The organism is Peptoniphilus vaginalis (assembly GCF_900176605.1).
In the GTDB taxonomy this organism is placed as follows: domain Bacteria; phylum Bacillota; class Clostridia; order Tissierellales; family Peptoniphilaceae; genus Peptoniphilus_A; species Peptoniphilus_A vaginalis.
The window spans coordinates 355,698-370,356 of sequence record NZ_FXLP01000005.1 but is presented as its reverse complement, the minus strand read 5'-3'; the positions used below and the strand labels follow the sequence as shown (position 1 = coordinate 370,356).

Genomic DNA, 14,659 nt, shown 5'->3' with positions numbered 1-14,659 from the left:
AAAAATCAAAATCTCGCAAAAAGTGATATGTACCCTCTTTACTGGACAAACCAGTAAGGAGGGTATTTTTTATGAAATATAGTTATGAATTCAAAAAAGAATGTGTACAGTTGTATAGAGAAGGTAAATGGCCCAATACACCTGAAGGAACAAAAGAAAAAATCTTTCATAATTCAATTAGAATATGGTTTAAGTTAGAAGAACTTCATGGACCAGAAATTTTAAAACATGGAAATAATATCAATTGGACACCTGATGAGAAATTAGAAATGGTATCTAAAGTGTTAGCTGGAAATTCAATAAAGTCCATAGCAATTGAATATGGAATTAATGATGGACAACTCTATTCATGGGTTAACAAGTATAAAAATTATGGATATAATGGTCTTGTTAATAAAAAGAAAGGTCGTAAATCCAAAAATCCAAGCATGAAAAGTAAAAATAACCATAAAGCAAAAGAACTTAATGAATCTGAAAGAGAAGAGCTAATAAAACTTAGAGCAGAAAATGAATATATAAAGGCAGAAAATGAAATAATAAAAAAAGAGATCGCCTTGAGAGAAGAACGCTACGCTGCGCAACTCAAGGCGAAAAAGCAGCGATTGTCAAAGAACTCAAAGAAAAAGGATACAGACTAAAATATCTTTTAATAGCTATTGATATGCCAAGGTCAACATACTATTTTGAAATAAATAAAATTGATAAAATAAAAATTAAGAATAGTCATGTGGCAGATAAAATAACTCAAATATTTAACTTACACAAAGGAAGATATGGAGTAAGAAGAGTATATATGGAGTTGCTAAGTCAAGGTTATGTCATAAATCATAAAAGAGTTCAAAGGATAATGCATGAGTTAAAACTATTCGGAAAAAGATCTAAGGAAAAATATCACTCATATAAGGGTAAGATAGGGAAAGTAGCTGATAATATAATAAATAGAGATTTCAAGGCAGATAGACCTCTGCAAAAATGGACCACTGATGTATCAGAGTTTAAATTTTCTTGGGGTAAATGCTACATATCTCCAATACTTGATATGTATACAAATGAGATAATCTCTTATGACTTATCCTTACACCCTAATTTAAAACAAATATCCAATATGCTAGAAAAAGCATTTAACAAATTTCCAAAACTAAATAATCTAATACTGCATTCAGATCAAGGATGGCAATACCAACATAAATATTATGTGAATGAGCTTAAAAAACATGGTATAAGACAATCAATGTCAAGGAAGGGAAATTGTTATGATAACTCCATTATGGAGACATTCTTTGGAAGATTAAAAAATGAAATTTATTATGGTTATGAAAAGAGCTATAGCTCTTTTGAAGAATTTTCGAGAGCAATAGAGGAATATATTGATTATTACAATAATGAAAGAATTCAATCCAAAACAAAATGGATGCCACCTACAAAGTATAGGTTAGCATCCACTACAATTAGTTAATTGAATATTGTGTCCAGTTTTATGGGTACACATCAAAGTTCTCGACCAGATTTTTTTCATCCTCACTTTCTTCCTCATAAATCCCAATTTTATTTTTTAATCCTGATAAAACAATCTCATAGACCGATTCCTTATAAAGAACATCCTTAAACTTATCCATAGTAGAAGATACAATTCTTATCTTTTCTTTTACACAATTCCAATTATCAAAGCCAAAGCTTTTACCAAATACTTCAATGTCTCCGGCACTGGCAATTGTGTAAGCCTTTAACAAAGAAAACAAGGTAGACTTCCCTGACCCATTGGGTCCTAAGACCAACCAATTTTCATTTTTATTTATTTTTAAATTAATATCTTTCAAGATGTAATCACCATCTCTAATAAAATTTATATTTTTAAACTCTATCATGGTTCCTCCAATAATTTTAGGTATAAAAAAAGTCCTCTGTCAGTTATGACAAAGGACGAAAGTTCCGCGGTACCACCTTTATTCTTATAAAAAAATAAGCGCTCAAGCATCAATCAATGCTGGGTAATGATAACGCCTACCACTGCGACAAGACTTACTATTATTTCTGCCCTGCATAAGAAAAAGGATTTTCGAAATCACTCCAACTATAAGCTTTCACCAAACGCTTACTCTCTATAAGTCTTTATGAGTCTACTCGTTTTTTCTAATATTTTTTATATTGCATATCATATTAAGACCTTCAAGAAATAAAGTCAAGCAATTTTTTAAAAATTTTACAAAAATATTTTTTAAATATTTAATAATATTAAAAGCAAAAGCTTCTATCTCTCTAATTTAATTTAACAACCGATCACTTATAAAAAAATTCTTTAAAAAAATTTTTATTATCTTATTGACAAATAGATTTACCCAAATTATAATTCAATACATAGACTTTGAAGAGGAGAGTACATTGTAAAAGTTTTTACAGAGAGATTTCGCTTGGTGAAAGAAATCAAAATGGATACTTTGGAACATGGCCTTGGAGTTATCGCACCGAGACAAAAGTTTAGGCTGCGACAGGTACGCCTGTTATAGCGTTCGGAGTATGTTGGTACTCTATGAGGTTATTTTAGTGATAAAATAATAAAAAAAGGTGGTAACACGAAGCTCAAGCTTTCGTCCTTTATGGACGGGAGCTTTTTTATTTTATAAAAGCTTTAAATATAAGTTACTATCTTTTGAGTTGCCGACAAGTATATAAAATCTAGGAGGATAAAATGACAAAGAAAAATTTAGGAACCTTATGTGTGCAAGCAGGATATGAACCAAAGAATGGCGAACCAAGAGTTGTGCCAATTGTTCAATCCACAACCTTTAAATATGATTCATCTCAGCAAATGGCAAATCTTTTTGACCTAAAGGAAGCTGGATATTTTTACACAAGACTAGCCAACCCAACAAATGATGCAGTGGCAAATAAAATTACAGCACTTGAAGGTGGTGTTGCTGGAATATTAACATCATCAGGACAAGCTGCAAACTTTTATGCCCTACTTAACATTGTAAATGCAGGTGATCACATAGTAGCATCATCAGCAATCTATGGTGGAACATACAACCTTATTGCCAATACAATGAAAAAGCTTGGCATCGAAGCAACTTTTGTTGAACCAGATGTGAGCCTAGAAGAATTAAATAAGGCCTTTAAAGAAAATACAAAAGCAGTCTTTGGTGAAACTCTTTCAAACCCATCCCTAAGTGTTTTAGACATTGAAACTTTTGCTAAAGCAGCACACGACCATGGAGTGCCACTTATTGTGGATAACACCTTCCCTACACCAATTTTCTTAAGACCAATTGAATGGGGTGCAGATATTGTTACTCACTCAACAACAAAATACATGAATGGATTTGCTAACTCAGTTGGTGGTGTCGTTGTTGACTCAGGTAACTTCGATTGGTCAAAGCACAAGGACAAGTTCCCTGGACTAACTGAACCAGACGAATCTTATCATGGTGTTGTCTACACAGAAACCTTTGGCAAGGGCGCTTATATAACTAAGATGACTACAACTTTAATGAGAGACTTAGGAAGTATTCCTTCCCCACAAAACTCTTTTTACTTAGGAATCGGACTTGAAACCCTCCACCTAAGAATGCCAAGACACTACGAAAATGCACTTGCACTTGCAAAATATTTAAAGGCTAACGACAAAATTTCTTGGATCACTTTCCCGGGTCTTGAAGGCGACTCACAATATGAACTTGCACAAAAATACTTGCCAGATGGATCCTGCGGAGTAATTGCCTTTGGCATTAAGGGTGGAAGAGAAGCTGCAACAAAATTCATGGATAGCTTAAAACTTGCTGCAGTTGTAACCCACGTTGCTGATTCAAGAACTTGTGTCCTTCACCCTGCATCAACAACACATAGACAAATGAATGATGAAGAACTTGCTCATGCTGGAATAAGCCCTGACCTAATAAGAATGTCAGTGGGCATAGAAGATGCTGAAGACATCATTAAAGACGTAGAACAAGCATTAGCAAAGTTATAATAAATATAAAAATATAAAACTACTTCAATACCCTCACATAAGCTTCCCCATGAGATTAATTTCTTATGAGGAAGTTTTTTATTTATCCCTTAAAGAAAGTAAAAAAAAGAACTTAGTTCTTGACTAAGTCCTTTAAAAGTTTTTATTTATTTAAGTTTATTTCCACTGTCTTAGTATCGCCATCCCATTCGATGTTATGGTCAACGCCATCTTTTGTATTTCCATTTGTAAGTCCAAATACATTGGCAACGTTAGATACTGGAAGTAAAATTCTTCCCTTGATGTTTAATGGTTTAGAGTCCATCTTGATGACCTTGCCATTGGAAAGGACTATTTCATTTCCATCAATTTGGATTTTTGCTACCATATCCTTGTTTGTAAAGATTGCTGTCCTTGTTTCTTGATCCCATTCAACTTTTGTACCAATCATTTCTGCTAGACTTCTAAGTGGAAGCATAAGTCTGTCATTTTTTATAAGAGGCTTAACATCCATTTGTCTTTTAATAACTTGCCCATTTATAAGAACTTCATATTCTCCACTATTTAAAGTCAAGGTATATTTTGCAGTCTTAGAAAAAGTCTCTTTCTTTGATTCTGTCTTAGATTCTTTTTTTGTAGTTCGAGTGTAAATCTTATTGGAAGAAGACTTATTTTCATTTGCTTTTATTCTTGGGAAAGTATTATTAGACTTATTATTGTTTTTATTGTCCTCTACCTTTGAATTATCCTTTGGTTTATTTTTATTTTCTGGGCTTTCTTTCTTGTCCTCTTCTTTACCAGGATCAGGCTTTACTTCTGGATTAGAATTTTCTTCTACTTTGCTCCTAGTCCAAGTTCCCTCAAAATTTTTATTTTCATTTATAGATAGAGGTCCAGTAGGATTCCAACCATTAAATTTCCACTCGTACTTATTCTCTCCACTATTTTCATTTATTGTATCTTCAAACTTATCAGGATTAAATGATTCTCCCTCTTTAATTTTTTGCTCTTGAGGTAGCTTATCCTTTATTGCCTTAGGTAACTTATCAGAGCTAATATCTGTTTTTGAATTCCTATCATAGCCAACAAATTTGAAAGTCATAGTAAATAACTTACTTGCAGTAGCTGTAAAAGATTTATTATCTTCTCCAACCTTGCCATTTTTAGGTTGCCATTTTACATCAGTGTAATTATCATTAATAGGTTTAGCACTTATAGTATCAAAAATATTTTTCTTTGTCGCTAATAACTTGTATTCAGAAACATCAGTCCCTGGCTTAACCTTATAGGTCCTATAAGGAACAGGATTTTCTTTGTTGCCAATCTTTTCTTCCTTATCTAAAGAAACCTTGACACCTTCACCTAAAAAGAAATTAGTCTTAATTGCATCCTTAGGCGCATTAATATTATCAGAAGATGTAACCTTGTTTATAACAAGTAAGTTTTGGTCATTTAATATTACTTCTGAATTATCTGAAAATTTGACCTTAAGTCTTCCCTTCCAATTCTTTTCTGAACCAGCAGAAGTGTTACGATTATCAAGATCAGTAACAACAGCATCTTTTAAATAATTTTGGAATTCATCTTTTTGTTCTTTTAACTTGATGCCATCTTTCCAATTTACTTTATCTTCTTCCCATACAGTAATATCCTTAGCCTCTAGTTTGCCTTCTATCTTTTTAGCAATTGTATCTTCCTTAGCTTTATTATCTACGTCAGCTCCACTTTGAGACCCATCTCCACTATTAGGGAGACTTACCTTCGCTAGAACTTGAGAATTTGCACTAACCTCATTATCGGGCAAAGCAAAGGTATTAACCGGAAATGAAAGCCCAAATAACAAAGTAGCCATAGTAGTTGCTACAACTTTTTTCATATTTTCCTCCAAATTATATTTTGGTATCCCTAATAAATTCTTAGAAGCATTAAATTAACTTAAAATTTGTCAGAATAAATTAAAATAAATTGCCTACTACTTTATCTTAAGTTACCTAAATAACAAATAAAAAAAATATAATTAACTTAATGTAAAGATACCAAGAAAATATTAGCATAAGTTTACTTTAAGGTAAATAAAAAATATTTTTCTCAATTAAAAATTTAACATTTCTTTGACATTGTTGTTTTTTTCTTAATAAAAAAATATCCATTAAGGAATTACTCCCTAATGGATATTCAAAAACTCAAAGTTATTAATCATTTAAAAGTTTTGTCCATCTTTCAAGTTCACTATTCAATGAATCTTTTCCATTTCTAGTTTCTGATTCATGATTATTTGTTGCTTCTACCATTTCATAATAGTACCAAGCATTTTTGTCTAAGTCACTAAACTTATGAATCTTATCTTCAAAGCCCTTAAGTGCTTCAGCATTTGTTACCCTATTGAAAACTCTGTTTAAAATAGATGCAGCTTCTGCTCTTGTCAAGAAGGCATCAGGCTTAAAGCTTCCATCTTCATAACCAAAAATATGTTTGTTGCTATAAAGTTGGTTTATTTCTTTTTCATACTTATGACCTGCAATATCATTAAATGGTGCCTTTTCATTTCCAGCCTCATCTATTGCAGCAACCATCTTTACAAATTCTCCTGTAGTCACTGGTTCATTAGGTCTTAAATTTCCCTTTTCATCAGCATCTAGCATACCAGCCTTTAAACCAGCATTGATATTTGGTAAATACCAAGCCTTATCCTTTAAGTCTGCATAAGGTGCTCTTGACTTATTAGATAGATCTAATTTAGAAAGACGAGTAACCATAGCTACTGCTTCTGCTCTAGTTAAAGTATTATTTGGACGAACTGTATTGTCAGGATAACCCATGATATATGCAATGTGGGCTTCCTTAACTACTTTAGTATTTTCTTCCTTAACTGTTTTAGTTTCTTTCTTATCTTCATCTCTCCTGCTTACACTTACATAAACTGGTGTGCTTGGAGTAGAATCATGATGTCTAAATGTTATATATTCCCAATCATGATTTACTTCTGGTTCAGGTTGAGGTTGTGGTTCAGGTTGAGGTTGTGGATTTGGATCAGGTTGTGGTGCATTTATTTTTTCATAAATATACTTAACGCCATTGTCTGTGGCTTCTTCTCTTAAGAATTTATAACCTTCAATTTCCTTAGGTCCCTTTTCTTCGCCGACAACCGGCTCTTTTATTTTATTACCCTTATCGTCTACATATTGGGTTGTAATCTTGTTTTTTTCATAAATATACTTGACACCCTTCGCTGTGTCTTCTTTTTTTACAAAGCTATAACCAGGAAAAGTCTTTTGTTCGCCTACTTCTTCTGCGACAACCGGGTCTTGTAATTTATTGCCCTTATTGTCCACATATTCAGTTGTAATATTCCAAATCGCTTTTAAGGTTATCTTTGACTTTTTTTCAGTAAGTGTAATTTTAGCACCTGGAGCGTAATCTTTATTCCCATCTCTCCAACACTTAAATTCTCCACCTTTTGTACGTACGGCAGCTCCAAGTTCAATTTCTTTTTCCTTCAAGGTCATATTATCAAGGTTGATACCAAGAAATCCCTCTTCTCCTGGAGTCATACCATCTCCGCCATTAGCATCAAATTTTAATTCATATTCCTTATCCCACACAGCCGTTAAGGTCACAGTTTTGCTGTATCCAAATAGAAGTGACATCTCATAATGAGTGAGGTTTGCCGGTCCCTCATATGCGTTGCCTGCACCAAGGGTTTGATCTGTATAGATTTCTTTAGGATCAGGATAAAGACCTTTATTATACCAGAAGGCAAACGTATAGCCATCTCTTACAGGCACATCGCTAATAATATCTACATCTGCCGTTGGAAGAAATGCACCCGGTGCTTTTTTCCCTTCTACACGGCCTTTTACATCATCAAATGTTGCTTGTCCCCTGATTGTACCGCCATTGGCATCATAAATTAGACCGCCCTTACCAGGTGTTACCTTAATCTTATAGCCAAGGTATCCTCCACGGGTAATCTCTTGTCCATTGGCTGCCTTCCCATTTACAGAATAGTGATAGTAAACATAGACATCCTTACCTTCAGTGGATTTCTTTCCTTTAAATGCATAGGTGATTGGGTTGCCGCCGGTTTGGTTTTTAATGTCATAGTTTACAGAAACAGCAGATTGAACATCTTGAGTCACATAATCCGTCATCTTATCGACATTGCTGGTATCGTTTTGAATGTCATAATACTGTCCATCAACTACAACGCCTGAAAGGGATGTTGAAAAGGTTGTTGTGCCATATTCCAAATCTCCTGCTACTGCCTCAGCTGTCTTAAAGGTGTTGATAAAACCAGTATCCTTGACAGTCTGTCCTACTTCAACTGTAATTTCTCCAACCGTTGTTGCTGCTGCAGTTGGTTTACTTGTGCCAAGAGTTTTCGTGCTTTCCAGTTTCTTGTCACCAGAAAAGATACTTATAGGACCTACTGTACTTCCTTCAGCGTAGATACCCCCCCCCACGCATGTTAGCATGGTCATTGTAGCTAATAAAGCTACAAAAAATCGTTTAAATGTTTTTTTCATAAATCCTCCTATTCTCAAATATATAAAATTCTTTCTATTACATTGTATACCACTTATAATTTTTATTCAATCGTTTACAACTTATAATTGTTTGTTATTTTATATTTCAACTTAATTTATTCTTTTTTGATTTCCTATATCAATTAACACATTTTTAAGGGTTTTCAATAATATACTCCTAATTCTTTACTAAGCAGATACATAGGGAATATTTTTCTATCCTGATGTTTTTATAAATTATTATTTTTATTCAACTTCTTATAATATTAATTTATTCTAATCATTTTTATAAGTTTTAAGATCTTACTTTATTGATAACTTCTTTATTTCTTCCACTTTTAAATGTTTATTCTTTTTTAAGTTATATGACTGACTTCTTAGGTGCAATTAATTTAGTGTTTTAAAAAAATCTAAATAATTTTTGAACATAAAAAATCCTCCCTACTGTTTCCAGCAGAGAGGATGTTATTTCTCTTCTAATTAAAATTTTATACTTGCAAGTGAACCCATTGGGTCCCAAGGTTTTAGGTGTCTTGCTTCTTCTTCGTAGGCCTTTATGACCCTTTCATCTAAATATTTTTTGTTGATTAGACATTGATACATATACTCGTCAAACCACTGGTCACTCATTACGAGATAACCCCTATCTCCTGCATCCTTACCCCAAGAGTTTTCTACCTTGTACCTATTTATCTTATTAGTTTTTTCATCGTAATCGCAACCTACAAAGACCATGGCATGGGTCATTAGTGATTCCTTGTAGTCAAGTCTATCTTCCTTAGAAAAGTCGTATTGAACATCTAATAAGTCATAAATCTTTACTGTTGATAGGTCAAGATAGGATTCCTTTCTGTAGAAAAATTGTCCTACATCGCAACCAAACCAAACTGGTTCTCCATCTTTAAGTTGCTTTAGTATTCCACTTTTCATTACTTCTACTGGGACATTTACATATTTTACCTTGTCAAGTTCCATTACATTGCCAAGAAAGTCCACTGTGTATGATTTGTAATATTCTTTGTCCCTTGTTGGTGCATTGATTAGAGAAATATAATCATCTAGGTTGACTTCTATATGTTTCTTGAAAAATTCTTGTGGTGTCAAGTTTTTGTCTGAAATAAATTCTTCATCTTCGTTTCTAACTTCGAAGTCGAAGCGTTCTGGTGGTGTGCCTAGGGCTATGGAAAGTATGTCATATACTTTTATCATGTATTCTTCTTGCATTATTTTTAATGTTTCTATATCTTTGTCCTTTTCATAAGACTTACGCAAGTTTTTGGCATACATCCTCAATACCTTTGTCAAGTAGTTGTTTAGGTTTGCTGTTGCAGATGAGTTTACTGATTCCTTCATTGCATAGGCTGGCACAAGTCCATACTTGTTTATTATGTTTTTTATCATATCCCATTGTCCACCGTCGCCCATGGGATCTGTCAAGATGTGTGATACTAATCTTCCATCTAAATCCTCATCTACTGTCTTTATTATTGAATCCAAGAAGTAGTTGCATCTTTCTAACTTGTCATAGAATAGGGTATAATTTTTTGAAAGTTCAAAGCCCTTTAGCTTATACTTGGTGCAAAGTTTGTATTCCATTAAATTTAGGGCTGCAAACATCCAACATCTTCCAGATTGTTTTTGGTTTCTAATTTCTTTTTCTTTTAGTTCGATGTTAAAGCTATGTCTATTTGTCCTATCTTCCACCCTGTCTATGGAGGCTTCTAAAAGTCCATTGTTTACCGCTGCTCTTTGTGCAATCCTGTTTCCTCTATTTTCAAAAAATCTTTTTCGGTTTTCTTCTAAAAATTCTCTAGTTATTTCCATAAAATATATCCTTTCTTATTTTTCTTTTATAATAAGATATTTTTTTATTAATTGTTCAATAAATTAACTTTCTTTTCTTATACTTTTTATTATTAGGGTCTTAAGGGAATCCTTCTTAGTCATCAAATAATAAATTCATCATTCTTTCTGGCTCATCTAAGAAGGTCTTAGTCACACTATAGGATTGTGTTTCCCTATAGGACGTCTTTTCTATGCCAGCTTGACTAAATTCATAAATATCTGCATTAGGATAGGCAAGTATAATCGGCGAGTGACTTGCAATTATAAATTGAGAATCTTTTTTTACCAGTTCGTCTATTAAACATAAAAGAGACATCTGTGAAGTTGGAGAAAGTGCTGCCTCTGGTTCATCGAGAAGGTAAATTCCCCTAGGTCTAAACCTATTTAAGATTAGGGACCTAAAACTCTCACCGTGTGATTGGTAATGAAGTGACTTGCCTCCATAAGCATCATAAAAACTTGAGGATGCAGATCCTCCAAGTTCATCAACTTCTGTTGCAAGATTGTAAAAGGACTCGGCTCTAAGAAAAAATCCATCCTCTTCTCTTCTTGATCCTCTAGCAATTTCTAATAGGTCACCAAGTTCTGAGTGTGTTTTCTTGGTTTCAAAATTAAAATTTTTGGATCCACCTTCTGGGTTGAGACCTAGGGCTATAGCTATTGCTTCAAGAAGAGTTGATTTACCACTACCATTTTCTCCAACAAAAAATGTTACTGGTTTTTCTATTTTTAAACCCTGAAAAATTTTCAATGAAGGAATATTTCTCAGGTACAAGTCTTCTTTCAAGTCTTCTAAATTTATTTTATAAACTTCTTTTAAGTATTCCATAGTATGACCTCGCAATCTCTAATCAATTATATCATTTATAAAAATTTATTTTATTGGGTCACCACATTTTGAACTCTCCAGTCTTTATTTTAATAACTCTTTTAATCATCATACTTTTCAATTATAAACTTCGTCTTATTAAGTGGAAAGGGCACATCCTCCTTGTTATAGTATTCAACTTTTACTACAAGGGCTTCTGCTTCATGGTTGTCAGACCCTACAGGAACTATTACCAAATCCCCTTCTTCTATATTGTCATCTTCGGTCCTGTAATAGTAGGTCTTTTTACTACTTCCAAAGGTTAAGCTACAATAAATATATTGATATTTTAATCTCCTAACTTTTTTATAAAATCTTGGATTTAAAATTTCTTCAAAGTTACATAAATTTATAGAATCCTGAAGTCTTGCAGCGAAGTCAGAAAAGTCTTTTGGCAAACCTCTCTTGTCAAAATCTCCTTCAATAATTAGCTGTGGCTTTTTCTCATAATCAATAGTAATCTTATATTTTCTTATATCGCCAGGTATATCTACAGCATCATCCGGATTCCCTTTGACTTCTTTAAACAAGTCTTCTTCAAAATCTTCAAGAATATTATCAATTAAGCCCTCTACTTCAAATTTTTGAGAAATTTTACGTCCTTCTCCAATTATTTTAATATGCTCAATAGTATCTTCTTTCCTATCAATTACTAGGGATTCCTTGTATTCATAAACCATCTTAAAAGGTTCCAAATAGTATAGAAAGTAGTTTATTGGGTCTTCTGTTGTTCTACTGTAGTCAATAGCAATCTTTTTAATTCTATCAGTCTTAGCATCACCGTTAAAAACAAATAAGTCCCTTCTCCCAAGTAAGGTCCTGATAAGGGTAGACAAATAGTCAAGATTCTTGTGATAGTTTTTAATCAGAGGTCCATTAAATGTATATTTTTCACCTGCTGTGTTTTCTATCACTGCATCCCAGCTTCCCACATCCATAATCATAAGTTCAAAGGGATCATATTTAGATTCAAAATATTTTTTAAGTTCATAAAAAATTTTAAAAGTTTCTCTTATTCCAATTTTAAAGTCCCTTTTTTCCACATTATTTTTTGCCCCTACTTGTCTAGTATATTTATAAGACTTAATTGAAACTCTTCCTTTGATATCTAAGTAAATATCCTGACTAAATACTTGACCTTCTTCAGGACCTAGTCCAAAAACCATAGCATCAGATTTTAAAATAATACTTTTGATTTCACCCTTGAATAAGAATTCATTCTTTGCTGCAAGGCGTTCTAAATGACTTAGTGCTAAGATAAACCAATTAATATTATCTTCTTTTAATATTTCACTTTGATCATAAGACCAGTGATTAAAATATCTCCATTTTAGAAAAATAACAGAACCTAAAAGATTAATTTCATTTATATCTTCAATAATTTCTTTTAAGTTAGCTAACTTTCCAGAAGCTTGTCCATATTTTCGTATAAATTCATGTCCACTTTCTAGTGAAAAGCCAAGTCCTAAACAATCATCTGCCATTGAACCATCCATTAAATCAAAAAGTTTCGGCTCTTTATCCGAAAATTTTTTCAACCACTTATCTGAAAATGCACAAATTTTTTTGAAGTCAGTCACACTATTTCACCCCCAGCTTACTTAAGCCTAATTAATTATTAGTTAACTTAATTATAATATAAATTTCGCAAAAAAATGGGGCTGTTGCAAAAGTCCCATCATAGAAAAAAGACGAGGAAACATAAAAATCCTCGTCTTTTTTGATACAATGTATTTATGAAAAGAACTAAAAATACATCATCATTAACTAACTATACACTAGTTAATGATACAATTCAACTAAGATTAAACTTTAATACAGAAATATATATAAAAGATGATGTTAAACTAAGGCTTGTAAAAAATATAATTGAAAGGATGAATCTATCAGAACTAAGAAAAGTCTACTCATCACTTGGAAGAAAACCTACTGTAAATCCAGTAACCATGCTTCAAATAATAATATTCTGCTATTCAGAAGGAATATTTTCATCAAGAGAAATAGAAAAATCATGCAAATATGATTTAAGAATTAAGTACCTACTCGATACAGAACAACCACCAGACCATAGCACAATAAATAGATTTAGACAGAAAATACAAGAACTAACACCAGAACTACTAAATCAAATGGTACAAATACTGATAGAAGAAAAACAGATAGACCTATCAAGCATCTATATAGATGGAACAAAGATAGAAGCCTATGCCAACAGATATAGTTTTGTATGGAGAGGAAGTATAGAAAAATGGCAAGAAAAATTAATAGAAAAAATAAAAGAAGAACTAGGACTAAGTAAAAGTCTAATTCCAGGCCAAGTACTTCAAGCAGTAACAACAATCTTTAAGCAATTGAGAAAATACTGCAAAGAGAAAAAAATAAAATTCGTTTATGGAAAAGGAAAAAGAAAAACAAAAGAACAAAGAGACTATGAACATTTAAAAGAATGGAAAGAAAAACTAGAAAGCTACAAGAAACATCTAGAAATAATGGGAGACAACAGAAACTCCTACTCAAAAACAGACCATGATGCAACCTTCATGAGAATGAAAGAAGACCACATGAAAAATGGTCAACTAAAACCAGCCTACAATATCCAATTAGCAAGTGCATCAGGCTTCATCATAGGAGAAAACATATCCCACCATCCATCTGATATGTACACCCTAAAACCATTCTTAAAAGACCTTCTAGAAAAAAATCCAAACAAGCTAAACAAGATAGTAGCAGATGCAGGATACGAAAGCGAAGAAAACTATGTATATCTAGCAGAAAATAATTTAACATCCTACATAAAACCATCAAACTATGAAAAGTCAAAAACACGAAAATATAAAAAAGAGCAAGAATTTAAGAAAAGCTTAAAATACGATGAAAGACAAGACAAATACACATCACAAGAAGGCAAAGAATTCATAAGATGCAGTGACAGATACAGAAAAAGAAAAAGTGGATACGTAACAACAACAAAAGTCTACAGATGCTTCGATTGGAACAAAGAAGGACAAAAAACCAAAGGAATCTACATATCAGAAACATTTCAAAAATATAGAGAAGAATCCTTAAAAAACATAAAATCCGACCAAGGAATAGAAGAAAGAATAAATAGATCAATACAAGCCGAAGGAGCATTCTCCAAAATAAAATCAGGCTTAAACTACAACAGATTCCACCACAGAGGAAAAGAAAATATAAAAAGTGAGATATGCCTCATATCAATAGCACTAAACTTAAATAAACTGACATCAAAAATAGAAAATAATAACCTAGAAATCATAAAATACAAAGCTGCTTAAGAAAAAAATATTCATTAAAGCCAACTTTATTAAGTGCACCCATTTTTATATGAAACAAGATAAATCTATCCAGAAAATAACTTAAAAGCAAAAAACATAATGGCTAAACTTAAATATTTGATAAAAAAATGATGTCGCAGAGTAGAATCATCTATTCTGCAACATCACCAATTTTAAT

The 14,659-nt window shown here is 32.4% G+C and carries 10 protein-coding genes and 2 other annotated features; of the genes, 4 read left to right on the top strand and 6 right to left on the bottom strand.

The window, feature by feature from the left end; all coding sequences use genetic code 11:
• Nucleotides 1-71: 71 nt before the first annotated feature.
• Complete coding sequence (locus CAN42_RS06585) at nucleotides 72-638, top strand: helix-turn-helix domain-containing protein (protein WP_085875244.1); 567 nt, start codon at nucleotides 72-74, stop codon at nucleotides 636-638.
• On the top strand, nucleotides 602-1,456 hold the full coding sequence (locus CAN42_RS06580) for an IS3 family transposase (RefSeq protein ID WP_135100538.1): 855 nt from the start codon (nucleotides 602-604) through the stop codon (nucleotides 1,454-1,456). Before CAN42_RS06585 ends, CAN42_RS06580 begins: the two co-directional genes overlap by 37 nt.
• Before the next feature lie 19 nt (nucleotides 1,457-1,475).
• Here CAN42_RS06580 and CAN42_RS06575 read toward each other — a convergent pair whose 3' ends face one another.
• On the bottom strand, nucleotides 1,476-1,865 hold the full coding sequence (locus CAN42_RS06575) for an ATP-binding cassette domain-containing protein (RefSeq protein ID WP_085876025.1): 390 nt from the start codon (nucleotides 1,863-1,865) through the stop codon (nucleotides 1,476-1,478).
• A 48-nt stretch (nucleotides 1,866-1,913) separates the two neighbouring features.
• Nucleotides 1,914-2,142: a binding site (T-box leader), on the bottom strand.
• A 211-nt stretch (nucleotides 2,143-2,353) separates the two neighbouring features.
• Nucleotides 2,354-2,596: a binding site (T-box leader), on the top strand.
• A 90-nt stretch (nucleotides 2,597-2,686) separates the two neighbouring features.
• Between CAN42_RS06575 and CAN42_RS06570 the strand changes: the two genes are divergently transcribed.
• Nucleotides 2,687-3,967 carry an O-acetylhomoserine aminocarboxypropyltransferase/cysteine synthase family protein gene (locus CAN42_RS06570; RefSeq protein ID WP_085876024.1) on the top strand — a complete coding sequence of 427 codons (1,281 nt, stop codon included), beginning with the start codon at nucleotides 2,687-2,689 and terminating at the stop codon, nucleotides 3,965-3,967.
• Nucleotides 3,968-4,109: 142 nt separating this feature from the next.
• Here the strand turns inward: CAN42_RS06570 and CAN42_RS06565 are convergent, their stop codons facing one another.
• The 5 genes from CAN42_RS06565 to CAN42_RS06545 form a co-directional block, all read right to left on the bottom strand.
• Nucleotides 4,110-5,822 carry a stalk domain-containing protein gene (locus CAN42_RS06565; protein WP_085876023.1) on the bottom strand — a complete coding sequence of 571 codons (1,713 nt, stop codon included), beginning with the start codon at nucleotides 5,820-5,822 and terminating at the stop codon, nucleotides 4,110-4,112.
• 316 nt (nucleotides 5,823-6,138) lie between these two features.
• Nucleotides 6,139-8,472: an S-layer homology domain-containing protein gene (locus CAN42_RS06560; protein WP_085876021.1), complete on the bottom strand. Its 2,334-nt coding sequence runs from the start codon at nucleotides 8,470-8,472 to the stop codon at nucleotides 6,139-6,141.
• A gap of 480 nt (nucleotides 8,473-8,952) precedes the next feature.
• On the bottom strand, nucleotides 8,953-10,296 hold the full coding sequence (locus CAN42_RS06555; protein ID WP_085876020.1) for a C1 family peptidase: 1,344 nt from the start codon (nucleotides 10,294-10,296) through the stop codon (nucleotides 8,953-8,955).
• A gap of 115 nt (nucleotides 10,297-10,411) precedes the next feature.
• The gene (locus tag CAN42_RS06550; protein WP_085876019.1) at nucleotides 10,412-11,146 is read right to left on the bottom strand and encodes an AAA family ATPase; all 735 of its coding nucleotides are present in this window, start codon (nucleotides 11,144-11,146) and stop codon (nucleotides 10,412-10,414) included.
• Between the two features lie 101 nt (nucleotides 11,147-11,247).
• Complete coding sequence (locus CAN42_RS06545) at nucleotides 11,248-12,765, bottom strand: hypothetical protein (protein WP_085876018.1); 1,518 nt, start codon at nucleotides 12,763-12,765, stop codon at nucleotides 11,248-11,250.
• Between the two features lie 156 nt (nucleotides 12,766-12,921).
• On the opposite strand from CAN42_RS06545, the gene CAN42_RS06540 reads away from it, so the two are divergent.
• The gene (locus tag CAN42_RS06540; protein ID WP_085876017.1) at nucleotides 12,922-14,481 is read left to right on the top strand and encodes an IS1182 family transposase; all 1,560 of its coding nucleotides are present in this window, start codon (nucleotides 12,922-12,924) and stop codon (nucleotides 14,479-14,481) included.
• Nucleotides 14,482-14,659: the final 178 nt, after the last annotated feature.

Coding starts and splice junctions, on each gene's coding strand:
- CAN42_RS06585 (WP_085875244.1), top strand. CDS start 72: ATGAAATATAGTTATGAATTCAAAAAAGAATGTGTACAGTTGTATAGA.
- CAN42_RS06540 (WP_085876017.1), top strand. CDS start 12,922: ATGAAAAGAACTAAAAATACATCATCATTAACTAACTATACACTAGTT.
- CAN42_RS06560 (WP_085876021.1), bottom strand. CDS start 8,472: ATGAAAAAAACATTTAAACGATTTTTTGTAGCTTTATTAGCTACAATG.
- CAN42_RS06550 (WP_085876019.1), bottom strand. CDS start 11,146: ATGGAATACTTAAAAGAAGTTTATAAAATAAATTTAGAAGACTTGAAA.
- CAN42_RS06555 (WP_085876020.1), bottom strand. CDS start 10,296: ATGGAAATAACTAGAGAATTTTTAGAAGAAAACCGAAAAAGATTTTTT.
- CAN42_RS06570 (WP_085876024.1), top strand. CDS start 2,687: ATGACAAAGAAAAATTTAGGAACCTTATGTGTGCAAGCAGGATATGAA.
- CAN42_RS06565 (WP_085876023.1), bottom strand. CDS start 5,822: ATGAAAAAAGTTGTAGCAACTACTATGGCTACTTTGTTATTTGGGCTT.
- CAN42_RS06575 (WP_085876025.1), bottom strand. CDS start 1,865: ATGATAGAGTTTAAAAATATAAATTTTATTAGAGATGGTGATTACATC.